The following is a 21,823-nucleotide window of genomic DNA, read 5'->3' on the forward strand; positions in this document are numbered from 1 at the left end:
GCTGCCCCCGATGCTGTCCCCAGTCTGCCCGACGAGCGGCACCCCGAACCGCACGGGCGTACGGGATGTACGGGCCCATGGCGCACTCGGCACCGGGAGGGCGCGTATGTGATCGCGGGGCGCGTACGCGACCGGGAGGGCGTACGGCCCCGTAGGAAGCCGGTCCCGGCTCAGCCGCGCCGGCCCGGGGAGTTCAGGCCAGCGGGCTCCGGTCGAGGTTGGCCAGCAGATCCGCCGGGTCCTGGTAGACCGCGGCGGCGCCGGCCTCCTCCAGGTCGGCGCGGGGGATGCCGCCGGACAGGAGGGCAACGCGCTGGACCCCGGCCCGCGCGGCGGCTTTCATGTCCCACACCGTGTCACCGACGAAGACGGCGCAGGAGGCGGGCACCTGGGCCAGTTCGAGCGCCCGCTCCACCGGGTCGGGTGCCGGCTTGCCCTGGGCGACGTCATCGGAGCTGGCGGTCCCCGCGATGACGTCGTCGGCGTCGATGGCCCGCCGCAGCGCGGCGAGTTCGGACCCGTCGGCGGAGGTGGCCAGGACGATGCGCAGGCCGCGGTCGGCCAGTGCGCGCAGCAGGTCACCGGCGGCTTCCAGGGCGGGCAGCCGGTCGAAACAGGTGGCGTACAGGGCCTTGTGCGCGGAACTGATCGACCCGTCCTGGCCGGGGTCGCGGTCCGCGCCGAGTACGTGCTCGATGAGGTCCTCGGAGCCCAGGCCGATCGCCCGATGGACGGCGCGCATCGGCACGTGGTGGCCCGCCTGGCGGAACGCCTCCCACCACGCCACGGTGTGCAGGTAGTTGGTGTCGACCAGGGTCCCGTCCACGTCGAACAGGGCCGCCCGGTGCGCGGCGCCCGAAGTGTCCGCCATGTCTGTCACCACTCTCTCTTCTTCCGTGCGCCGCTCGTCCCTCGTTCCGCGCGGGCCCCTGGTCCGCGCGCCCCTCGGCCGTCAGGAGGACGACGGCGGATAGGGTCCGCTCTTCAACAGGCGTGCCAGGTGCGCCGTGTTGACGGCGAGGGTGCGGGTGGTCTTGGCGACCGCGCTCGGGGTCGCGTCCAGGTCCTGGTAGTCCGTGCCCTGCTGGGCCTCCCCGACCCAGTACGTGACGGCGCCGGGGGCGAGCGAGAAGCCGACATCGTTGAGCCCCTGGAAGAGGTCGGCGGAGACCTTGTGGGCGCCGTCCTCGTTGCCCACCACCGCCACGGCGGCGGCCTTCCCGTACGTCAGCAGCCGCCCCTCGTCGTCCGTCTCGGACAGTTCCGCGTCCAGGCGCTCAAGGACGCGCTGGGCGACGCTGGAGGGATGGCCCAGCCAGATGGGGGTCGCCAGGAGGAGGATGTCGGCGGCCTGGATCTTCTCCCGCAGGGCCGGCCAGGCGTCCCCCTCACCCATGTCGATCTGGACGCCGGGCCGGACGTCGTGGTCGGCGACGCGGACGGTCTCGCCGTGGATGTCGAGGTCGGCGAAGGCCGCCATGACCTGTCTGGCCAGAAGGGCGCTGCTGGACGGGGACGGCGAAGGCCGGAGCGTACATACAAGGGCGATTGCGGACAAATTAGTGGCACTCATACGGGCACGGATACCCCGGCGGCCGTCGCCCATGCCGTACGCCCCTGCGGCACCACCCGAGCGGCGGCCCGCCGTCACACACCGGCGCCCCGTCGGCACACCGCCGGCGCCCCGGCCTCGCACCAGCCTCGCACCGGCAGGGCCTACGGCTTCAGCAACGTCTTGATCATGCCGTCCTCCTTGGCCTGGAACGTCTTGTACGCCTGCGGCCCGTCCTCCAGCGGCAGGGTGTGGGTCGCGAAGCCCTCCACCCCGAGCGGGTCCGCGTCGTCGAGCAGCGGCAGGATGTCCTCGACCCAGCGCCACACGTTGGCCTGGCCCATCCGCAACTGGATCTGTTTGTCGAACATCGTCAGCAGCGGCATCGGGTCCACCGCGCCGCCGTAGACCCCCACCACGGAGACCGTGCCGCCGCGCCGTACGGCGTCGATCGCGGTGTGCAGGGCCGCCATGCGGTCCAGGCCCGACCGCTCCATCAGCTTCTCCGCCAGCGCGTCCGGCAGCAGCCCGACGAACTGCTGGGCGGCCTTGGCGACGGGCGCGCCGTGCGCCTCCATGCCGACCGCGTCGATGACGGCGTCCGTGCCCCGGCCCTCGGTCAGCTCGCGGACCGCCTCGCCCACGTCCTTGCCGTGTTCGCGCAGGTCCAGGACGTGTACGCCACGCCGTCGGGCCCTGGCCAGCCGTTCGGGCACCAGGTCCACGCCGATGACCCGGCTCGCGCCCTGGTGCAGGGCGACGCGGGCGGCCATGTCACCGATGGGGCCCAGGCCCAGTACGGTGACGCTGCCGCCGGGCGGGATCTGTGCGTAGGCGACGGCCTGCCAGGCGGTGGGCAGAACGTCGGAGAGGTAGATGAACCGCTCGTCGGGCGGGCCGTGCGGCACCTTGACCGGCAGCGTGTTGCCGAACGGCACACGCAGGAACTCGGCCTGGCCGCCGGGCACCTGCCCGTACAGCTTGGTGTAGCCGAAGAGCGAGGCGCCGGTGCCGCGCTCGCGTACCTGGGTGGTCTCGCACTGCGAGTGCAGCCCCTGCCCGCACATCCAGCACGTGCCGCACGAGACGTTGAACGGGATCACGACCCGGTCACCGGGGGCCACGGCGGTGACCTCGCTGCCGGCCTCCTCGACGATGCCCATCGGCTCGTGGCCGAGGATGTCGCCTGGATCGAGGTAGGGCCCCAGCACTTCGTAGAGGTGCAGGTCGGAGCCGCAGATTCCGGTGGAGGTGATGCGTACGATGACGTCCGTCGGCTCCGTGATCCTGGGGTCGGGCACCGTCTCGACGCGTACATCCCGCTTGCCGTGCCAGGTCAGGGCCCTCATACCGCTCTCCTTCGCGATGTGCTGCCGACGTGCTGTGGTGCCGGCGTACTGCCGTGCTGCCGTGCTGTGGGTGCCTCCGGGTGCCCGGCGCCGCGGCCGGTCAAACGGACGCCGCCGCGCCTGGGGCCGACGGGGACGGCTCCGGCAGGCGCGGCGCGTATTCGGGGGCGCAGGCTCAAGGTCTACGAGCTGCTCCGAGGGCAGGTCCCCGGCTCAGTCCGAGGAGAGGGCTTCGAGGAGCTGACCGACCTTGGGGTCCGGCAGCGCCCTGGCGACATCGGCCTGGGCGACCATGCCGACCAGGTCGTGGCCGTCGATGACCGGCAGCCGCCGGACCTTGTGGTGGATCATGGTGGAGAGGATCTCTTCCGCGCCGTCGTCGGCCCCGATGGTCACGGCCTCGCCCTGGGCCAGCTCACCGGCCTTGACCTGCGAGGGGTCCTTGCCCTTGCCCAGCACCTTGACCACGATGTCACGGTCGGTGAGAACGCCCTTGAGCCGGTTGTCGGTGCCGCAGATCGGCAGCGCCCCGACCCCGAGTTCGGTCATCCTGCGGGCCGCTTCCTGCACGGTGTCCTCCGCGCCGATACACTCGGCGGACGGAGTCATGATCTCGCGCGCGGTCGTCATGATTCGGCCTTTCCTGTAGTGGGTGTTGTGCGTGCTGTGTGGCTCAGATGCGGAGCACCGGCCGGTCCCAGTGGCGGTGCGCCGCGACGGCGTCCGCGAAGGCCCGTGAGAAGTCCTCGCCGACCGCCCCGGCCCCGCCCGCCCGGTCGGTGACCACACCCGCGTGCGCGAACGCGCCACCGCCTTCACCGGCCACCGGTACATCGGCCGGCAGCAGCGCGGAGAGCAGCTCCACGCTCGTGCCCAGCGCGCCGATCGCCTTGCCGTGCCGGTAGGCGTCCCGTACGAACCGCCGGGCGGTGTCGTCGGCGAGCGGATCGCCGGAGTCCAGCCCCCCGGCCGGCAGCAGGACCGCGTCGTAGAGCACGGAGGCGACCGTGGGCAGCGCCCGGTCCACGGCGAAGTCCCGGCCGTCCGCGCCGGTGACCGTGCCGTCCTTGGGGGCGATCATCTCCACGACGGCGCCCTGGCCGGCGAGCGCGTCACGTACGGCCGCGGCCTGGCCCGAGTCCACGCCGTCGGAGACGAGCACCGCGATCTGACGGGTGGCGATCGACCCGTCGCCCTTGTTGTTCTCCAGGCTGAGCGCGGGCGAGGGGGTGGGGCGCGGTGTCTCCCGGCGCGGCGGCTCGGGGACGCCGACGCCCTGGGCCACCGCCACGGCCAGGTCGTGATCCACCAGCGCGAGCTGCTGGACCGTACGGGCCCGGACCTCCTTGACGCCGACCTTGCCCAGCTCGAAGCGGAAGGCGTCGACGATGTGCTGCTGCTCCCAGGCGGACATGCTGTGCCAGAACATGGCGGTCTGGTTGTAGTGGTCGTCGAAGCTCGGGCTGCGGCGGCGGATCTTGTGTCCGTCCACGCGCTCGGTCAGGTGCCGGAAGGCCGGGTCGTCGGGGTCGGCGAGCGCCGGGCAGCCACCGCCGAGCGAGTTGGGGGTGTAGTTGGTGCCGCGGTGGATCTGGTTCTGGTGGTAGCCGTCGCGCTGGTTGTTGCGTACGGGGACCACCGGCCGGTTCACCGGGATCTGGGCGAAGTTGGGGCCGCCCAGGCGGATGAGCTGGGTGTCGAGGTAGGAGAAGTTACGGGCCTGGAGCAGCGGGTCGTTGGTGAAGTCGATGCCCGGGACGACGTTGGCCGTGTGGAAGGCGACCTGCTCGGTCTCCGCGAAGAAGTTGTCGGGGTTGCGGTTGAGCACCATGCGGCCGATGGGCCGTACCGGTACCTGCTCCTCGGGGATGATCTTCGTGGGGTCCAGCAGGTCGAAGTCGAAGGAGTGCTCGTCCTCCTCCGCGACCAGTTGGACGCCCAGCTCCCACTCGGGGTAGGCGCCGGCTTCGATGGTGTCCCACAGGTCCCGGCGGTTGAAGTCGGGGTCGCGGCCCTGGGTCTCCTGCGCCTCGTCCCACACCAGCGAGTGGACGCCGAGCTTGGGCTTCCAGTGGAACTTCACGAACGTCCCCGGCCCTGCGCGTTGACGAACCGGAAGGTGTGCACGCCGAAGCCCTGCATCATCCGGTAGCTGCGCGGGATGGCCCGGTCGGACATCAGCCACATGATCGTGTGGAGGGTCTCGGGCTGGAGGGAGACGAAGTCCCACAGGGTGTCGTGGGCGGAGGCGCCGGTGGGGATGTCGTTGTGCGGTTCGGGCTTGACCGCGTGCACGAAGTCGGGGAACTTGATGCCGTCCTGGATGAAGAAGACGGGGAAGTTGTTGCCGACCAGGTCGTAGTTGCCTTCGGTCGTGTAGAACTTCGTCGCGAAGCCGCGTACGTCACGCACCGTGTCGGCGGAGCCGCGCGGCCCCTGGACGGTGGAGAACCGCACGAAGACCGGCGTCCTGACGGAAGGGTCCTGGAGGAAGGCCGCGCGGGTGAACTCCGCGCACGACTCGTACGGCTGGAAGTACCCGTACGCGCCCGCGCCGCGGGCGTGCACCACCCGCTCGGGAATCCGCTCGTGGTCGAAACGGGTGACCTTCTCCCGGAAGTGGAAGTCCTCCATCAGCGTGGGGCCGCGTTCACCGGCCTGGAGGGAGTCGTCGGTGTGGTCGACGGTGACACCCTGATCGGTGGTGAGCGGTCCCTGGGACGGGTCCGCGGCACGGAAAAGGTCGCGCTGTTCCTGTTTCGGGTCAGCCATCAGTTCCTCGTTTCCTTCGCGCAATCACAGTAGGTCGTCCAGGTCACTGATGATCGGAATGCGCGGCCATTAGGGGATACGGTCCGGGGCCGGCGGCCGACGCCGAGTGACTGATACCGGACGACCGATGGCGAATGACGGCCGATGGCGAATGACCGTCCCGGCGGTCCGAACGGCCTCCGTCCGGCCGGTGACAACGCCAACCGATCCGCTGAATTCAGCCATCATTCAACCAACGCCATTCCTCGCCCGGCGTCTTTGCCCGGCGCTTTGCCCGGGGGCCGCGCCCGGCTTCCTCGCCTTCCTTGCCGACAGCCCGTACCGCAGGGCCGGGTAACCGTCCCGCCCGGAAAGGAAACGCCGCTTTCACGCCGATCCCCGCGGACGGCGTGCCGGGCCGGGCGGACGGTGACCGGGCGAGGATCAGTTCCGGGCCGCGGAGGCGGAACCGTCGCTGCTCCGGAGGGCGGTGGCCTCCTTGTCCTGGAGCAGGGAGTCATCGGTGACCCGTGCGCCGGGAAGCCGGTAACGGGCCGCTATCAGGGCCGCGTCCACGTCACGGGTACCGGTGGAGACGCACAAGGTGTACGCGATGTCGTCCAGGCGCTGCCGCAATGCGGGGCTGCCGTCGGACGCCTGCAGGATTTGCAGGGTCTCGTACTGTTCCACGAGGTTCCGCAGCACAACGGGGTGAGCCATCAGCACGGCCAGCTCCTTTTGTTCGTACGAGATGGGGTGCGGACCGGAAGGTGGGTGTCCGGATCGACGCAGTGGGGCGCCTACCCGGCCGTAGCACGACCATGCTCACGGGATGCGGCGGGCACGTCGGCCTGCGGTTTTCCCTCGGGCCCCCACAGCCCCGGCGCTCCCGGGATGCCAAGTCGGGCGAAGATCCTTACGCTGGTCGGGGGAGTTCCGACCGGCGCTCCTCAGTGCCCGGGCAGCCGACGGCCGTACGTATGAGGCCGCGTGCCCCATGACGCGCCTGATGCGCCCCGGAAGGCCGCGCACAGTCGCAGACAACGGCTCTGCCGTACCGCAATGGCTCTCGCGTTGACGCAACCGCAATCTGCGCCCGTTGGGAGAGTGAGAACCTCATGAGCAGTACCGATGCTCCGGCCCGCACCCGCCGTGGCGACTTCTTCGACACCCCGGACACCGCCGCCGCATTCGCGCGGCTGGCGGCACTGCCCGAAGGCGAGGAGAAGCGGCGGCTGTGCGAGGAACTCGTCCGGGCCTGGCTGCCGATGGCGAAACGGCTGGCTCTGCGATTCCGTGACCGCGGCGAGAACGTGGAAGACCTCAAACAGGTGGCGGCCCTCGGTCTGGTCAAGGCCGTCAACGGGTACGACCCGAAGCGGGGCGGCGCCTTCGAGAGTTATGCGGTGCCCACGATAATCGGCGAGATAAAGCGCCACTTCCGTGACTGCACCTGGGGGGTGCACGTGCCCCGCCGCGTCCAGGAACTGCGGAACAAGGTCCGTACGGCCGTGCGGGAACTGTCCGTCACCGCGGATGACCGCTCCCCTTCCGTGGCGATGATCGCCGCCCGGGCCCGCCTTTCCGAGGACGATGTCCTCCTGGGCCTGGAGGCCCTGGAAAGTTACCGTTCGCTGTCCCTGGACGCCGAACGGCCGGGCGCGGACGACGGATTCACCCTCCAGGACACACTGGGTTACACCGAGGCCGAATACGAGCTGGTCACCGACCGTGAAGCGGTGAAATCCCATGTGCGGCGGCTGCCCGACCGGGAGCGCCGCATCCTGTACCTGCGGTATTTCTGTGATATGACGCAGAGCCGCATAGGCGCGGAACTCGGCCTCTCCCAGATGCATGTGTGCCGCCTCATCCGGCGCACCTGCGAGCACGTCCGTGAGCAGGTCGACGCGCCGGGCACCGCGCCCGAATCGCCGGCCGCGGCCTGAGGGCGACAAGCGCGAAGAAGCGGGGAAAAGGAAGCGAGCCCGCCCGTCGCCCCCTTGCCTGACGGCTGTGTCCGTACGGCCGGGTCCGTACGGCCCGACTGGCAGCCACGCACCCGATGCCGTAGAAGGGTCTTCCATGGTCGACAAGCAGATGGCATGCATTCCCGGCGCACCGTCGTGGGTCTCCCTCATGACGGGCGACCTGGACACGGCGATGGAATTCTACGGATCGCTCCTCGGGTGGGAATTCCGGAGCGGGCCGGAGCGGTGGGGGCCGTACGTACGCGCCACCGCCTCGGGCACCCCCGTCGCGGGGCTGAGCGCCTCCGCCCACCACACCGAACTGCCCGTCTCCTGGACGATGTACTTCGGGACCGAGGACGCGGACGCCACCGCCGCCGGGCTGCGCGAGCGCGGCGGTACGGTCGCCGTCGGCCCGCTGAACTTCGACGCCGGGCGCCTGGCGCTGGCCGCCGACCCGGCCGGGGCGCGGTTCGGGCTGTGGGAGTGCCGCAACCCCGGCGCGCACGGGTATGCGCGGCCCCAGGTGGACGGCGCGCCGACCTGGGTGGAGCTGCGGACCCGTGACGCGTTCGAGGCCGCGCGCTTCTACGGCGGGATGTTCTGCTGGGACGAGCAGCCCGAGGAGCGCTACGCGGTGCGCTGGGAGGACGACCGGGTGGTGCTGCGGGTCGCCGGGCGGGACGCGGTGGGCCTGTACGGCGGCGCGGTGGAGGCGGCGGCCGACCCGCAGATCCGCCCGCGCTGGAACGTTCACTTCCAGGTGCCGGACGCGCAGGCGGCGGTGGAGACCACCCGGAAGCTGGGCGGGACGGTCGTCTCCGGTCCGGCCGGCACCGCCCACGGCCAGGTCGCCGAGCTGCGCGACCCGCAGGGCGCCCTCTTCCACGTGATCGCCCCCGGCGGCTGACGCCGGCCGGATCGCTTCACGGGGTGCGCAGGCCGCCGTCGGCGGTCGTCTCCCGCGCCTTCCGCACCTGTACAGCGGCCGAGTCTTCCGAGGCGGCCGGGGCGTCGGATGCGGGCGATGCCATCGGGACGTCCGAGGCGTCCGAGGCGGCTGACCGCTGCTCCGGGGACGGGAAGCCAAGGCGTCCGGTCAGGGCGAGGAAGGCCACGAACGCGCCCGTGACCACCCAGCCCGGCCAGCCGGTCAGCCCCATCACCAGCGGATCCAGCGGCGCCCGCGGATCGGCGAAGACCCGGACCAGGCCCACGGCGGCGGTGCTCACGAAGGCATGGCCGATCACCGCGGGCACCACGGAACCGGAGCGCGTCCGCAGCCAGGTGAACACCGGCAGGATGAGCGTGCAGCTCACCAGCATGGCCGGGACCGCCAGGTACCACGGGCGGTCCAGGTACTGCCCGCCCATCAGCAGCGTCGGCAGGTGCCACAGCGCGAAGGCCGCGCCGGTCGCCAGGTACGCCGGGATCAGCCGCGCTCCCGTACGGCCGCGCGCCAGGCGTGGGAAGAGGTATCCCTGCCAGCCGAGCTCCTCGCCGAAGAACAGCGGCAGCGACAGCGCCATCTGCACCGCCGTGCCCGCCGCCCATCCGCCCAGTGCGCCCAGGTCCGCGCCACCGTACGGGTAGGTGCCGGTGGCGGTGCCCAGGGCCAGGGCGGCGGCGGTCAGCGCACCCGGCACCAGCAGGGCCGTCAGACAGGACCGTGCGGTCCGCCCCCAGGGCCGCGGGAACCGCAGGGCGAGGGCGTCCCGTACCCGGCCGGCGGGCTCCACGCAGCGGATGACCAGGAGCGCGGCCAGCGCCGGGGCGAACATCGCGGCGCCGACGCAGATCTCCGTGAGAGCACTCATCCGCGCGCGGCCGTCGCTGCGGTGGAATCCGGTGAGCAGGAGCGGCGCCATCGCCAGCCACATGCCCAGATAGGCCACGGCCAGGAACACCAGCGGGCCGCGGCGACGGGCGGCCGACGGGTGGGAAGGGGAGTGAGAGGAGTGAGGGGGATGAGGAAGACGGGAGGTCCGAGAGGTCATGGCGGTGACGCTATGTGCGCCCGTCCGGGGCCCGGAACACCGCTGACTGCCGTCTCCCAGGGGTTGCCGACTGCCCCCTCGGGGTGGGGAAAACCCTACCTCCGGGCCCGTCGGCCGCCCTACCTCCGGGCCCGTCGGCCGGCCACCACGTCGGCGTGCAGCGGTGCGCCGATGCGGTAGACGTCGCCCACGGACAGGTCGTCGGGGGTGAGGAATTCACTGTGCTCGGCGATCACCGAGATCTCGACGCAGGACTGCGGCTGCCAGAAGGAGCGGTAGTACGGCGCGTTCGCGGTGTCCGGGATCTCCTCCAGCGGCACCCCGCGTTCGCGCAGTACGGCCGCCAGGGCGTCGAAGGCGAGGGTCGGGCCGAACTCCTGCCCGTACACGGAGCGGATCGCGGGGGCGACCACGTCCGGTCCCTGCGTCAGGCGGTGCACCTGCAAGGAGAAATGGTGTCCCTCCCACGGGGCGTCCGCACTGCCGCGAAACCAGAAGAACTCCGCCAGTCCGTAGTCGCGCCACATGCTGTCCGAGTAGCCGCTGTTCTCCGCGTAGTCGGTGCCCAGGACCTCGCTCACCTGGTCCGGTCCACACGTGGGCGAGGCTCCGAGCACCGTGCCGGAGGCGACGACATCGGCGAAGAAATTGAGCGAGTTCATATCGGGGTAGGACGTCCTTCACAACAGTGGCCGGGGCCGTCAGGTTACCGGTGCGTCAAGGGAACCGGCGGGGTGCCATCGGCGGGCACGACACCTACCATGGGCGGCGGTCGGCGCTGCTGTGGGGGCCTCAGCCGGGCTGTGATGAACAGGGCCCGTCCCGGGTGCGGAGGAGGCTGGTGGATGGACAAGGTGCAGGCGGCTCTGGAACAGGCCATGCTGGTCCGGGGCACCGTCGGGGTGGCCGTCGTGGACATCCGTTCGCGGTCGGTGCTGGGCTTCGTCGGCACCGGCGGGGGCCCGGACATGGACAAGGTGGCCTACGGCGACAGCGATGTCGTCCGCGCCAAGCTCTACACCCTGGAGCTCCTGGGCTATCCCCCCGAGAGCGTCGAGGACATCCTGATCACGCTCCCCGACGAGTACCACCTCATCCGTCCGCTGCCCAAGCGCCGGGAGCAGGGCATCTTCATCTATCTGGTGCTGGACCGCCACAGCGTGTCCCTCGCCGCCGCGCGCGAGGAACTGACCGATCTCGAAAGCCGGCTGGAGATGTAGCAGCGGCTTCTCAGGTGTGCCGGGGAGCGGCCCGGGCCCCCTCGATCACCTGCCGGGCGGCGTCCACCATCCGCAGCTCCCGGTCGCGCGCCCACCGCCGCAGCAGGTCCGCGGCGGCGGCCACGGAGATCCGCCGGCGCTCGGCGAGCATCCCCTTGGCCTGCTCGATCATGATCCGGTCCGTCGTCAGCGGCGCGTCCGGCGCCTCCTCGCCGTCCAGGCGCCGGTGGTGGGCCAGGCCGATCGCGGCGGCGTCGGCCAGCGCCTGGGCCGCCTGGAAGGGGCGCAGGCCCAGCCGCCCGGGGCCGTCCGCCAGCAGGCTGACCGCGCCCAGCACCCGGTCCCCGTGACGCAGCGGGCGGGCGGAGACCGAAGTGAAGCCGCGGGCGAGGGCGGCCGGAGCATAGCGCGGCCAGCGGCCCCGGGCGTAGGGGTGGGCCAGCGGTATCTCCGGGAGCGGCTTGCCGGCCTGCCAGCAGTCCCGCAGCGGGCAGCCGGTCTCCCAGTGCCCGGCGGACGCCTCGACCGCCAGTGTCTCCTCGTCGCTGGCCGCGGCGCACACCTGTCGCCCCCGGCCGTCCACCAGCACCGCGCCGGACGCCTGTGCCTCCGCCAGGCTGCGGCTGCGGACGGCAAGGACCCGTAACTGCGTGGCCGCGTCGAAGCCGCTGGCCGGCATGTCCGTCAGCTCCAGCAGTGCCTGGGCCAGAGGTGTCAGGGTCGGCTGGTCCTGCATGATCATGCCCCTTAAACACGTCTCGGCCGGACTCTCCTGGGCCGGTCCTCCACTCCCTCCCCATACCCGCATTCACGTCGGGCAACAGTCCGTCGCCGGGACCGACCGGCCCGCCGGGGCGGCGCGCCGGCGGCGTCCACAGGGTCTCGACGGCGGCGTGTCCGGTGTGGTGGGCGTGCGGCACGGGCCGGTCCTCCCTTCGTCCCCGGGGGCCTGGTCGTGGTGCCGGGCGGGCGGCCCGCCGGCGCCGGACGCGGCGGCGGGCCGGCGTACCACCGGGTGCGGCACCCGGCGGTCCGTGCCTACCGTAGGGGTGTTGGCCGGGCGCGTGCGCCGTGCCCGGTGACGCTCCAAGGGACGCGGAGGCGGGAGTACGCGCAGGGGCGGTGGCCGGTCCGGCGTGCCCCATGCCGTTGCCGGTCCGCCGTGCCCCATGCGGCTGCCGGTCCGGCGGGTCGCCCACGGTGCCCGTCCCCGTAACAGAAGCGGTTGCCCGTCCCCGCGTCAAAAGCGGTTGCCCGTCGCCGTGTCGCGAGCGGCTGCCGGTCTCCCTATCGCAAAAGAGTGCGCACCGGGCGTTTTCTCCACGCGCCGCCGGTTACCCAGACCGTCGAGCACGAGAGGAAGGTGTCCATGGCCACGACGCATCAAGCGACGCGAGCGGCGCCCGGCGGTGACCGGCGGGCCCCGGATCTCTCCGCGGACGGGGTGAAGGCCCTGGAAGAGGCCCTGCGGGAGTCGGTGGACGCCGAGGTGAGGTTCGACGCGGGCAGCAGGGGCGCCTACGCCACGGACGGGTCGAACTACCGTCAGGTGCCCATCGGTGTGGTGGTGCCCCGGAACATCGAGGCGGGCGCGGACGCGGTGGCGGTGTGCGCCCGGTTCGGCGCGCCGGTGCTCTCCCGTGGCGGCGGGACGAGTCTGGGCGGTCAGTGCACCAACACGGCGGTGGTCATCGACTGGACCAAGTACTGCGACCGTTTGGTGTCCGTGGACCCCGAGCGGCGCACCTGTGTGGTCGAGCCGGGCATCGTGCTGGACGAGCTGAACCGGAAGCTGTCCGGCCACCGGCTGAAGTTCGGCCCCAAGCCGTCCACCCACACCCACTGCTCGCTCGGCGGCATGATCGGCAACAACTCCTGCGGTGCCTCGGCCCAGGCGTACGGCAAGACGGTGGACAACGTACGGCGGCTGGAGATCCTGACGTACGACGGCCTGCGGTGCTGGGTCGGCCCGACATCGCAGCAGGAGTACGAGGGGATCGTCGCGCAGGGCGGCCGGCGCGCCGAACTGTACGCGGGGCTGCGGGAGATCACGGATCGCCACATGGGTGAGATCCGGCGTGGCTTCCCCAAGCTCCCCCGCCGGGTCTCCGGCTACAACCTGGACTCGCTGCTGCCGGAGAACGGCTTCGACCTGGCCCGTGCGCTCGTGGGCAGCGAGGGCACGCTGGTGACGGTGCTGCGCGCGGAACTGGACCTGGTGCCGGTGGACCCGTACGAGGCGATCCTCGTCCTGGGCTATCCCGACATCTGCGCCGCCGCCGATGACGTACCGCATCTGCTGGAGCGCAGCGAACCGACGCAGCTCGAAGCGATCGACGGCCGGATGGCCCAGCTCATGCGCGAGGAGCACGCCTACCTCGACTCGCTGGACACCTTCCCCGAAGGGGAGAGCTGGCTGCTGTTGCAGTTCACCGGTGAGACCAGGGAGGAGGTCGACGCGCAGGGGTACGGCCTGCTCAAGGCTCTGGGGCGCAGCCAGGACGAGGACACGGTGTCCTTCTCCGACGACCCGGTGCGCGAGCAGAAGATGCTCAAGGCCCGGGAGGCGGGCCTGGGTGTGACGGCCCGGCCCCCGGACGGCCGGGAGACCTGGGAGGGCTGGGAGGACTCCGCGGTGCCCCCGGAGCGGCTCGGTGACTACCTGCGGGACCTCAAGCGCCTGTTCACCGAGTACGGCTACGACCACGCGTCCCTGTACGGGCACTTCGGCCAGGGTTGTGTGCACACCCGTATCCCCTTCGGCCTGAAGGACGCGCAAGGGGTGGCGGACTTCCGGTCGTTCCTGCTGCGCGCCGCCGACCTGGTGTGTTCCTACGGCGGGTCGCTCTCCGGCGAACACGGTGACGGGCAGGCCCGCGGCGAGCTGCTGCCGCGGATGTTCGGCGAGCGGCTGGTGGGCGCGTTCGGCGAGGTCAAGGCGCTGTTCGACCCGGATGACCGGATGAATCCGGGCAAGGTCGTGGCGCCGTACCGGGTGGATGAGAACCTGCGGCTGGGCCCCCGGTGGCATCCGCGGGGCCATGACACGCACTTCGGGTTCCCGGAGGACGACCACAGCTTCACGCAGGCGGTGATGCGCTGCGTCGGCGTGGGCAACTGCCGTACCCATACGGGCGGGGTGATGTGCCCCTCCTACCGGGCGACCGGCGAGGAGGAGCACTCCACGCGCGGGCGGGCCCGGCTGCTGTTCGAGATGCTGGGCGGGCACGCCGATACGCCCGTCACCGACGGCTGGCGCTCCACCGAGGTCCGCGACGCCCTGGACCTGTGTCTGGCCTGCAAGGGATGCAAGTCGGACTGTCCGGTGGGCGTGGACATGGCCACGTACAAGGCGGAGTTCCTGGCGCACCACTACGCGGGACGGCCACGGCCGATGGCGCACTACTCCATGGGCGATCTGCCGCTGTGGGCGCGGCTGGCGCGGGCGGCGCCGCGCCTGGTGAACGCCGCGCTGCGGGCCCCGGGGGTGAGCCGGCTCGGCAAGAGCCTGGCGGGGGTGGCCGTGCGGCGCGAGGCGCCCGCCTTCGCGGACCGGTCCTTCGTGCAGTGGTGGCGCTCGCGCGGGACACCGGAGCCCGAGCCGGGCGACCCGCGGGCCGTGGTGCTGTGGCCCGACACCTTCAGCACCCACTTCCACCCCGGTGTGGCACGCGCGGCGGTACGGGTCCTGGAGGACGCCGGGTTCCGGGTGGCGGTGCCGCGCCGGGCGGTGTGCTGCGGGCTCACCCGGATCTCCACCGGCCGGCTGACGGCGGCCAAGCGGACCCTGCGGCATACGGTGGAGGTGCTGCGGCCGTGGATCGAGGCGGGGACGCCGGTCGTCGGGCTGGAGCCGTCGTGCACCGCGGTCTTCCGCTCCGACGCGCCCGAGCTGCTGCCCGAGGACGAGGACGTAAAGCGGCTGTCCGGGCAGTTCCGGACCTTCGCCGAACTGCTGCTCAACGACGCTCCGGAGCAGTGGCGTCCGCCGGCGCTGTCCCGGACCGCGACCGTACAGACCCACTGCCACCAGCACGCGGTGACCAAGTACGACGCGGACCGCGAGCTGATGCGCCGGGCCGGCATCGACGCCGACGTCCTGGACGAGGGCTGCTGCGGGCTGGCCGGCAACTTCGGCTTCGAGAAGGGGCACTACGACCTGTCGATGGCGATCGGGGAGCAGGGGGTGCTGCCGGCCGTACGCGCGGCGGCGCCGAGTTCGCTGGTCATCGCCGACGGGTTCAGTTGCCGTACGCAGATCGAGCAGGGCGGCACCGGCCGGCGGGCGGTGCACCTGGCGGAGGCGCTGGCGATGGGGCTGGACGGGCCGCCGCCCGCCGACCACCCGGAAAAGCTCACCGACCGGCCGGCCGTCCCACGCCGGGACGTCCGTCTGGTCACCCTGGGCGTGGTGGCCGCCGTGGGTGCCGCGGCGGCAGCGGGCGTACGGGCCGTGATCCGGCCGCGCGGATGAGCGCCCGGACCGCGGTCCCGCACGCGCCATCGGACCGTCCCGTCCGCGTCCGCGTCCGTCGGCCGCCCCTTGTGGATCGCCGGCCGGCCCTCCTGCACCACCGGTCGGCGCCCTTGCACCACCGGCTGAACCACCGGCTCAACAACCGGCGAAAGGAAAGAACGTCGTGTCCACCAAAGTGTCCGACTACGTCCTGCAGCGACTGCGCGAGTGGGACGTCGACCATGTCTTCGCCTATGCGGGGGACGGGATCAACGGTCTGCTCGCCGCGTGGGGGCGGGCCGACAACAAGCCGGTGTTCGTCCAGGCGCGGCACGAGGAGATGGCGGCGTTCGAGGCGGTCGGCTACGCCAAGTTCTCCGGCAAGGTGGGCGTGTGCGCGGCCACCTCGGGGCCGGGCGCCATCCACCTGCTCAACGGGCTGTACGACGCCAAGCTCGACCACGTCCCGGTGGTGGCGATCGTGGGCCAGACCAACCGCAGCGCCATGGGCGGCTCCTACCAGCAGGAGGTCGACCTGCTGAGTCTCTACAAGGACGTCGCTTCCGAGTTCTGCGAGATGGTGACCGTTCCTGAGCAGTTGCCCAACGTCCTGGACCGGGCGATGCGCACCGCGTACAGCAGGCGCACCGTCACCGCGGTGATCATTCCGGCGGACGTGCAGGAGCTGGACTACAGCCCGCCGACCCACGCCTTCAAGATGGTGCCCTCCAGCCTGGGGGTGGGCGGGTACGCCCCGCTGCCCGACCCGGCGGACGTGGAGCGCGCCGCCGAGGTCCTCAACGCGGGCGAGAAGGTGGCGATCCTGGTGGGGCAGGGCGCCCGCGGGGCGCGCGAGCAGGTGATGGAGACGGCCGAGATGCTCGGGGCGGGCGTGGCCAAGGCGCTGCTCGGCAAGGACGTGCTCCCCGACGAACTGCCGTACGTCACCGGGGCCATCGGCCTGCTGGGTACCCGGCCGAGTTACGAGCTGATGCAGGGCTGCGACACCCTGTTGGTGATCGGTTCCAGCTTCCCGTACAGCCAGTTCCTGCCGGAGTTCGATCAGGCGCGTGCCGTACAGATCGACATCGATCCGTTCATGGTCGGGCTGCGCTACCCGTTCGAGGTCAACCTCGTCGGTGACGCACGGGCGACGCTGGAGCGGCTGCTGCCGCTGCTCAAGCACAAGAAGTCCCGCAAGTGGCGCGGAGAGGTGGAGTCCCACGTCAAGCGGTGGTGGGAGGTGATGGAGCGGCGGGCCGCCGTGGACGCCGATCCCATCAACCCCGAGTACGTCGTGCACGCGCTGGACGCCCTCCTGCCGGACGATGTGATCCTGGCCGCCGATTCCGGCTCCGCGGCCAACTGGTACGCGCGTCACCTGCGGATGCGCGGCTCCATGCGCGGCTCACTGTCCGGCACGCTGGCCACCATGGGGCCGGGCGTCCCGTACGTCATCGGCGCCAAGTTCGCCCACCCCGAGCGGCCCGCGCTGGCGGTGGTGGGCGACGGCGCGATGCAGATGAACGGGATGGCCGAACTGATCACCGCGGCCAAGTACTGGCGGGAGTGGAGCGACCCGCGGCTGATCATCGGCGTACTCAACAACCAGGACCTCAACCAGGTCACCTGGGAGATGCGGGCGATGTCCGGGGCCCCGCAGTTCGAGCCCTCGCAGCACATCCCGGACGTGCCCTACGCCGACTTCGCCCGCTCGATCGGGCTGGGCGGCGCACGGATCGACAAGCCGCAGGACGTGGAGTCCGCGTGGCGTCAGGCGCTGGCCGCGGACCGGCCGTTCGTCCTGGACTTCCGTACGGACCCGGACGTGCCGCCGATCCCGCCGCACGCCACGCTGGACCAGATCGAGGCGGCGGCATCCGCGATCGTGCACGGCGACTCCGCGAGCGCCGGGGTGCTCAAGCAGGGCGTCAAGGCGAAGATCCAGGAGTTCCTGCCCGGCACCAAGCGGCGTGCGGACCGGCCGGGCGCGGGCGAGGGATGACCGGACCCGGCGGCACCGGGCCGGCGGTGGAGTCGCTGTCCGTGTGCGTGTGCACGGTCCCGACCGACGCGCCAGGAGGCGACGCCACCTTGACCTGGGACAGCACCACGATGGTGCTGGTCCAGGCCCGCTCCGCCGGGGTGTGCGGCCTGGGCTGGACGTACGGCGCCGCGGCCGGCGCGGGTGTCGTCAGCGACCTGCTGGCCCCCGTGGTCACCGGGCGCGACGCCTGGGACGTACCGGGCGCGAACGAGGCGATGAGCCGCGCCGTACGCAACGCCGGCCGCCCCGGGCTGGTGGCCGGGGCGATCTCCGCCGTGGACATCGCCCTGTGGGACCTCAAGGCACGGCTGCTGGACCTGCCGCTGGTACGGCTGCTGGGCGCGGCCCGCGCCGAGGTCCCGGTGTACGGCAGCGGCGGCCTGACGACCTACGGCGCCCGGCACACCGAACGCCAGTTGCGCGGCTGGACGGAGGACCAGGGCTTCGGCCGCGTCAAGATCAAGATCGGTGAGTCCTGGGGCCGCTGCCCCGACCACGACCTGGAGCGCGTGCGGCGGGCCCGCCGGGTCATCGGCGACGGCTGCGAGCTGTACGTGGACGCCAACGGCGGCTACGGCGCCAAGCAGGCGATCCGGATGGCGGACCGCTTCGCCGACCAGGGAGTGCTCTGGTTCGAGGAGCCGGTCTCCTCCGACGACCTGGCCGGGCTGCGCCGGGTACGGGACGCGGTCGCGCCGGACGTGGCCGCCGGAGAATACGGGTACGACCTGAGGTATCTGGCGCGGATGGCCGCCTCGGGCGGTGTGGACTGCCTCCAGGCCGACGTCACCCGCTGCGGCGGCATCACGGTGTGGCTCAAGGCGGCGGCCGTGGCCGAGTCCCTGGGCCTGGAGATCTCCGGGCACTGCGCCCCGCACGCCCATGCGCACGTGTGCGCCGCCGTGCCCAACCTGCGGCATCTGGAGTGGTTCCACGACCACGTACGCATCGAGGAGCGGTTCTTCGAGGGGGCCCTCGATCCGTCCGGCGGGGCGGTCACCCCGGGCGCGTCAGGCGCTCCCGGCCTCGGTCTGACACTGCGGACGGAGCACATCGGCGACGGCTGGAGCGGGTGACGGCCGGGGCACATGTCGCGCACGTGCCTCGTCATGCGTACATCAGCGCGAGATCGGTGAGTTTTCCCGGATGCCCGCCGGGTACCCGCCGCCGCAGTACGGGTGCGTCCTCAAGGAGTGCATGTGAAACTGCCGTCCGCACGTGGAGAGATATCGGCAGCGGTCGTCTCCGTCCTCGGCCGCTCCCCCGGTGAAGGCCGGCCGGCCCTTCCGGACGAGTCCGCCGTGGCCGCCTGCGACCCCTACGGCGACGACCTCCAGCTCGCCCTGTACGTCTGCTACGAGCTGCACTACCGCGGCTTCCACGGGGTGGACGACGCCTGGGAGTGGGACCCGGACCTGCTGCGGCTGCGGGCCGCGCTGGAGCGGCGGTTCCTGGAGGCGTTGCGCGCCGACGTCCCGGCGCCGGCCGGGGCGGACGAGGCGCTGAGCGGCCTGCTGACGGAACCTGTGGACGGGGCGGGCGTCTCCCACCACCTGCGGGACCAGGGGCAGTTGTGGCAGGCCCGCGAGTACGCCGCACAGCGGTCCCTGTACCACCTCAAGGAGGCCGACCCGCAACTGTGGGTGATCCCCCGCCTGACCGGCCGGGCCAAGGCCGGGATGGCGGCGGTGGAGTACGACGAGTTCGGTGCGGGGCGCGCGGAGCGGGTGCACTCCAAGCTCTTCGCCGACCTGATGGAGGACCTGGGCCTGGACAGCACGTACGGGCGCTACCTCGACGCCGGCTCCCGGCAGATGCTCGCCGTCGTCAACCTCATGTCGCTGTTCGGTCTGCACCGTGCGCGGCGCGGGGCGCTCGTCGGGCACTTCGCCTGGGTGGAGATCACCTCCTCCCCCGGCTCCCGCCGGCTGGCGCAGGCGCTGGAACGGCTCGGCGCCGGCCCGGCCGCCGTGCACTTCTACGCCGAGCACGTGGAGGCGGACGCCGTCCACGAGCAGCTCGTACGGCACGAGGTGGTGGAGGGGCTGCTGCGCGAGGAGCCGGAACTCGACGCGGACGTCGCCTTCGGCGTCGCGGCGACGGACTGGCTGGAGGACCGGCTCGCGGACCACCTGCTCGACGCGTGGAAGGCGGACAGGCCGTCGGTGCGCGTGGCGTTGTGAGGGCGTTGGTGGCGTGGTGAGGGGCTCGTTGCGGTGGTGAGGCGCTCGTTGCGTCGGTGAAGGCTCCGGGGCCGTGACGTCAGGGCTCCGGAGCCTTGACGTGAGGCCGCGGGCGGCCCCGGCGGACTCCGCCGAAGCCGCCGGGCCGGGACCGCCGTCCCGGCCGCCGTCAGTGCGCGTCGTCGTGCTCCGGCGGCCGGGCCGGGGCCGCGGCCCCGGTATCGCGGCGCGGGCGTCTGCGGCCCCGGTGACTGGTGTCGCACCACGGGTAGATCCGGCTGCGGCGGCACATGCACACCGCGACCACCGGCCGGTCCGACCGGGCCGTGCCGCCGTCCTCCAGGGCGACCTCCACCGGCCCCTCGATCAGCACCGGCCCGCCCGGCTCCTGCCGTACGCGACGGGCCGTTCCCTCGGGTTCACTGCGGGCGCCGGGCACGGATCACCACCAGTTCCTCCTTGTCCTGTCCGGGGGCGAGCAGCCCCCGCTCCCTCAGCCAGTCCTCCCGGCCCCGTACGACCGGCCCGAACGGCACCAGACGCCGGTCGGTGACGGCTGCCTCCAGTCCCCCTTCGCGCAACAGCTCCAGGGTCGGCGAGGTCCCGCACAGCGTCGAGTGCACGAGCAGCAGGACTCCGCCGGGGCGCAGCAGCGACGGCACCCGGGCGCACAGCGGGTCCAGTACGGCCCGCCCGTCCCGGCCCGCGTCCCAGGCCCGGGCACGTCCCCGGCGCGGCGGGGCGGGCTCCGGGGACGGCACATAAGGGGGGTTGGCCAGGACCAGGTCGAAGTGGTGCCGGGGGGCGGTGCGCAGCGGGTCCCCGCGCCGCACGCGGACGGTACGCCCCTGGCCTGCGAGCCAGGCGTTCAGGCGGGCGGTCAGGACGGCCGCGGGCGAGGTGTCCACCGCGGTCACCCGGGCCGCGCCGCGCCGGGCAGCGGCGACGGCCAGCGCGCCGCTGCCGGTGCCCACGTCCAGTACTTCGGCGTGCGGCGGCAGCGGCTCGCGTTCCAGTGCGGCGGCCAGCGCGGCCGTGTCGTCCTGCGGCGCGTACACCCCTGGGGGTCTCAGGAAAAGCACGCATCCCAGGTACCCCCGAACGGCCGATTGAGTCCTTCAGGATCATGGCCCGGCGCGGCACGGCCGTGGCCCTGGGCCGGTGGGCGGCCGGAGCGCGGCCCCGGGGCCCGGCGTACGCCCTTCGCGGGAGCCCCCGGCGCTTCCCCGGCGGCTCCTTCACACCCCTCCACGCCCCTCCACGCCCCTCCACGCCCCTCGGCGGTCCGAGTGATTCCGGCAACACTTGGGCATTTCACGGCACCGGGCAGGCAACCGATGCGGTATGACCACTGACCCGTTTGCATATGGAGAGCCCGGTGCCCGGCGCCCGGACCCCCACGTCGGCGCGCACTTCTCCCCCGTACGGCCTCCAAGGCGTTCCCGGCGCGGCGGCCGGGTCCTCGGGGTGCTGTGCGCGGCCACGGTCTCGGCCGTGCTGCTGGCCGGCTGCGGGGACGACGACAAGGGGTCCGGTGGGCCCAGCGCCTCGGCGAGCACCCCGGGCGGCGCCGCCCCCGGCCCCACCTCCGCCGCCCCGTCCGGCTCCGCGGGCCCCTCCCACGACCGGAACCTGACCGAGGACCAGGCCGAGCGCAAGGCCCTGGTCCCGACCGCCAAGGTCGGATACGAGCAGGCCGCCGACGCGGCGCTCAAAGGTGTCTCCGGTGGCAGGCTGACCGCGATCGAGCTGAAGGGCGGCGCGAACGGCGGCGGTCCGCAGTGGCACACCGAGGTCGCCACGCAGGACGGCACCGTGCACGAGGGCAGGGTCGACGCCGTGTCGGGGAAGGTGACCGAGTCCCGGGTCGCACCGGACCAGGACGGTGACGACAAGCGGAAACTGGCCGACCGGCTGGCCAAGGCCAAGATCACGCCCCAGCAGGCCGCCGGCACCGCCACCGGCAAGAAGAAGGGCACGGTCACCTCGGTCAAGCTGGACGACAACGACCGGGGCGCCATCGTCTGGTCCGTGGACGTCGTCACCACGAACGACTGGAACAAGACCACCTTCGACGTGGACGCGGCCGACAAGGACAAGGTGCTGCGCGAGCACACCGACCGGGACTGAACGCGCGGCCGGACGCACGGGCAGCGAAACGTTTCTCGGGGCGAGGGCCGCCGGCCCACCGCACGGCCGCCGCCCCGAGAACGCACCGGCCCCCGTGCCCCCTGCCGCCCGTACACCCCTCGCCTGTTCCGAATACGACCTCCAGCCCGGCGCCCTCCCTGCTAGGCCCTG

Annotated in this window: 18 protein-coding genes and 1 pseudogene; 8 read left to right on the plus strand and 11 right to left on the minus strand. The window is 72.3% G+C overall.

The window, feature by feature from the left end:
- Positions 1–193: 193 nt before the first annotated feature.
- The 6 genes and pseudogenes from KGS77_RS03295 to KGS77_RS03320 all read right to left on the minus strand — a co-directional run bounded on the left by KGS77_RS03295 (position 194) and on the right by KGS77_RS03320 (position 6,378).
- Positions 194–871, minus strand: coding sequence for an HAD family hydrolase (locus tag KGS77_RS03295; protein WP_242578594.1), 678 nt, complete (start codon positions 869–871; stop codon positions 194–196).
- Positions 872–952: 81 nt separating this feature from the next.
- The gene (locus KGS77_RS03300) at positions 953–1,573 is read right to left on the minus strand and encodes an NAD(P)H-dependent oxidoreductase (RefSeq protein WP_242578595.1); all 621 of its coding nucleotides are present in this window, start codon (positions 1,571–1,573) and stop codon (positions 953–955) included.
- Between the two features lie 143 nt (positions 1,574–1,716).
- Positions 1,717–2,901, minus strand: coding sequence for a zinc-dependent alcohol dehydrogenase (locus KGS77_RS03305; protein ID WP_242578596.1), 1,185 nt, complete (start codon positions 2,899–2,901; stop codon positions 1,717–1,719).
- A gap of 213 nt (positions 2,902–3,114) precedes the next feature.
- Complete coding sequence (locus KGS77_RS03310) at positions 3,115–3,531, minus strand: CBS domain-containing protein (protein WP_242578597.1); 417 nt, start codon at positions 3,529–3,531, stop codon at positions 3,115–3,117.
- A gap of 43 nt (positions 3,532–3,574) precedes the next feature.
- Positions 3,575–5,673, minus strand: a pseudogene (locus tag KGS77_RS03315) (catalase).
- 423 nt (positions 5,674–6,096) lie between these two features.
- The gene (locus tag KGS77_RS03320; RefSeq protein WP_242578598.1) at positions 6,097–6,378 is read right to left on the minus strand and encodes a DUF5133 domain-containing protein; all 282 of its coding nucleotides are present in this window, start codon (positions 6,376–6,378) and stop codon (positions 6,097–6,099) included.
- 392 nt (positions 6,379–6,770) lie between these two features.
- Between KGS77_RS03320 and KGS77_RS03325 the strand changes: the two genes are divergently transcribed.
- Together KGS77_RS03325 and KGS77_RS03330 are read left to right on the plus strand one after the other, a co-directional pair.
- Positions 6,771–7,598, plus strand: a complete 828-nt coding sequence (locus KGS77_RS03325; RefSeq protein WP_242578599.1) for a SigB/SigF/SigG family RNA polymerase sigma factor — start codon at positions 6,771–6,773, stop codon at positions 7,596–7,598.
- Between the two features lie 136 nt (positions 7,599–7,734).
- On the plus strand, positions 7,735–8,529 hold the full coding sequence (locus tag KGS77_RS03330) for a VOC family protein (RefSeq protein WP_242578600.1): 795 nt from the start codon (positions 7,735–7,737) through the stop codon (positions 8,527–8,529).
- Positions 8,530–8,545: 16 nt separating this feature from the next.
- Here KGS77_RS03330 and KGS77_RS03335 read toward each other — a convergent pair whose 3' ends face one another.
- Together KGS77_RS03335 and KGS77_RS03340 are read right to left on the minus strand one after the other, a co-directional pair.
- A complete protein-coding gene (locus tag KGS77_RS03335) occupies positions 8,546–9,616 on the minus strand; it encodes a CPBP family glutamic-type intramembrane protease (RefSeq protein ID WP_242578601.1) in 1,071 nt (356 codons plus the stop codon).
- Positions 9,617–9,735: 119 nt separating this feature from the next.
- Positions 9,736–10,278: a hypothetical protein gene (locus tag KGS77_RS03340; protein WP_242578602.1), complete on the minus strand. Its 543-nt coding sequence runs from the start codon at positions 10,276–10,278 to the stop codon at positions 9,736–9,738.
- A gap of 183 nt (positions 10,279–10,461) precedes the next feature.
- Here KGS77_RS03340 and KGS77_RS03345 point away from each other — a divergent pair, with 183 nt between their 5' ends.
- A complete protein-coding gene (locus KGS77_RS03345) occupies positions 10,462–10,836 on the plus strand; it encodes a hypothetical protein (protein ID WP_242578603.1) in 375 nt (124 codons plus the stop codon).
- Between the two features lie 10 nt (positions 10,837–10,846).
- Here KGS77_RS03345 and KGS77_RS03350 read toward each other — a convergent pair whose 3' ends face one another.
- Complete coding sequence (locus KGS77_RS03350; RefSeq protein ID WP_242578604.1) at positions 10,847–11,572, minus strand: ANTAR domain-containing protein; 726 nt, start codon at positions 11,570–11,572, stop codon at positions 10,847–10,849.
- Positions 11,573–12,205: 633 nt separating this feature from the next.
- Here KGS77_RS03350 and KGS77_RS03355 point away from each other — a divergent pair.
- From KGS77_RS03355 to KGS77_RS03370, 4 genes are all read left to right on the plus strand, one after another.
- On the plus strand, positions 12,206–15,310 hold the full coding sequence (locus KGS77_RS03355) for an FAD-binding and (Fe-S)-binding domain-containing protein (RefSeq protein ID WP_242578605.1): 3,105 nt from the start codon (positions 12,206–12,208) through the stop codon (positions 15,308–15,310).
- A 166-nt stretch (positions 15,311–15,476) separates the two neighbouring features.
- The gene (locus KGS77_RS03360) at positions 15,477–17,297 is read left to right on the plus strand and encodes a thiamine pyrophosphate-requiring protein (protein WP_242578606.1); all 1,821 of its coding nucleotides are present in this window, start codon (positions 15,477–15,479) and stop codon (positions 17,295–17,297) included.
- Entirely contained in the window at positions 17,294–18,415 is a 1,122-nt protein-coding gene (locus KGS77_RS03365; protein WP_242578607.1) for an enolase C-terminal domain-like protein, read from the plus strand. Before KGS77_RS03360 ends, KGS77_RS03365 begins: the two co-directional genes overlap by 4 nt.
- A gap of 123 nt (positions 18,416–18,538) precedes the next feature.
- Positions 18,539–19,522, plus strand: coding sequence for an iron-containing redox enzyme family protein (locus tag KGS77_RS03370; protein ID WP_242578608.1), 984 nt, complete (start codon positions 18,539–18,541; stop codon positions 19,520–19,522).
- A 169-nt stretch (positions 19,523–19,691) separates the two neighbouring features.
- Here the strand turns inward: KGS77_RS03370 and KGS77_RS03375 are convergent, their stop codons facing one another.
- Complete coding sequence (locus KGS77_RS03375; protein ID WP_242578609.1) at positions 19,692–19,961, minus strand: CDGSH iron-sulfur domain-containing protein; 270 nt, start codon at positions 19,959–19,961, stop codon at positions 19,692–19,694.
- On the minus strand, positions 19,942–20,604 hold the full coding sequence (locus tag KGS77_RS03380; RefSeq protein ID WP_242578610.1) for a HemK2/MTQ2 family protein methyltransferase: 663 nt from the start codon (positions 20,602–20,604) through the stop codon (positions 19,942–19,944). The genes KGS77_RS03375 and KGS77_RS03380 overlap by 20 nt, the downstream gene beginning before the upstream one ends.
- Positions 20,605–20,866: 262 nt before the next feature.
- Between KGS77_RS03380 and KGS77_RS03385 the strand changes: the two genes are divergently transcribed.
- On the plus strand, positions 20,867–21,652 hold the full coding sequence (locus KGS77_RS03385; protein WP_242578611.1) for a PepSY domain-containing protein: 786 nt from the start codon (positions 20,867–20,869) through the stop codon (positions 21,650–21,652).
- Positions 21,653–21,823 lie beyond the last annotated feature (171 nt).

The sequence above is a fragment of the Streptomyces sp. MST-110588 genome, from assembly GCF_022695595.1.
In the GTDB taxonomy this organism is placed as follows: Bacteria; Actinomycetota; Actinomycetes; order Streptomycetales; family Streptomycetaceae; genus Streptomyces.

Excerpts from the sequence above, each read along its gene's own strand:
- KGS77_RS03300 (WP_242578595.1), bottom strand. The coding sequence starts at position 1,573 with ATGAGTGCCACTAATTTGTCCGCAATCGCCCTTGTATGTACGCTCCGG.
- KGS77_RS03295 (WP_242578594.1), bottom strand. The coding sequence starts at position 871 with ATGGCGGACACTTCGGGCGCCGCGCACCGGGCGGCCCTGTTCGACGTG.
- KGS77_RS03330 (WP_242578600.1), top strand. The coding sequence starts at position 7,735 with ATGGTCGACAAGCAGATGGCATGCATTCCCGGCGCACCGTCGTGGGTC.
- KGS77_RS03385 (WP_242578611.1), top strand. The coding sequence starts at position 20,867 with ATGACCACTGACCCGTTTGCATATGGAGAGCCCGGTGCCCGGCGCCCG.
- KGS77_RS03350 (WP_242578604.1), bottom strand. The coding sequence starts at position 11,572 with ATGCAGGACCAGCCGACCCTGACACCTCTGGCCCAGGCACTGCTGGAG.
- KGS77_RS03355 (WP_242578605.1), top strand. The coding sequence starts at position 12,206 with ATGGCCACGACGCATCAAGCGACGCGAGCGGCGCCCGGCGGTGACCGG.
- KGS77_RS03325 (WP_242578599.1), top strand. The coding sequence starts at position 6,771 with ATGAGCAGTACCGATGCTCCGGCCCGCACCCGCCGTGGCGACTTCTTC.
- KGS77_RS03340 (WP_242578602.1), bottom strand. The coding sequence starts at position 10,278 with ATGAACTCGCTCAATTTCTTCGCCGATGTCGTCGCCTCCGGCACGGTG.
- KGS77_RS03310 (WP_242578597.1), bottom strand. The coding sequence starts at position 3,531 with ATGACGACCGCGCGCGAGATCATGACTCCGTCCGCCGAGTGTATCGGC.
- KGS77_RS03305 (WP_242578596.1), bottom strand. The coding sequence starts at position 2,901 with ATGAGGGCCCTGACCTGGCACGGCAAGCGGGATGTACGCGTCGAGACG.
- KGS77_RS03345 (WP_242578603.1), top strand. The coding sequence starts at position 10,462 with ATGGACAAGGTGCAGGCGGCTCTGGAACAGGCCATGCTGGTCCGGGGC.
- KGS77_RS03335 (WP_242578601.1), bottom strand. The coding sequence starts at position 9,616 with ATGACCTCTCGGACCTCCCGTCTTCCTCATCCCCCTCACTCCTCTCAC.
- KGS77_RS03365 (WP_242578607.1), top strand. The coding sequence starts at position 17,294 with ATGACCGGACCCGGCGGCACCGGGCCGGCGGTGGAGTCGCTGTCCGTG.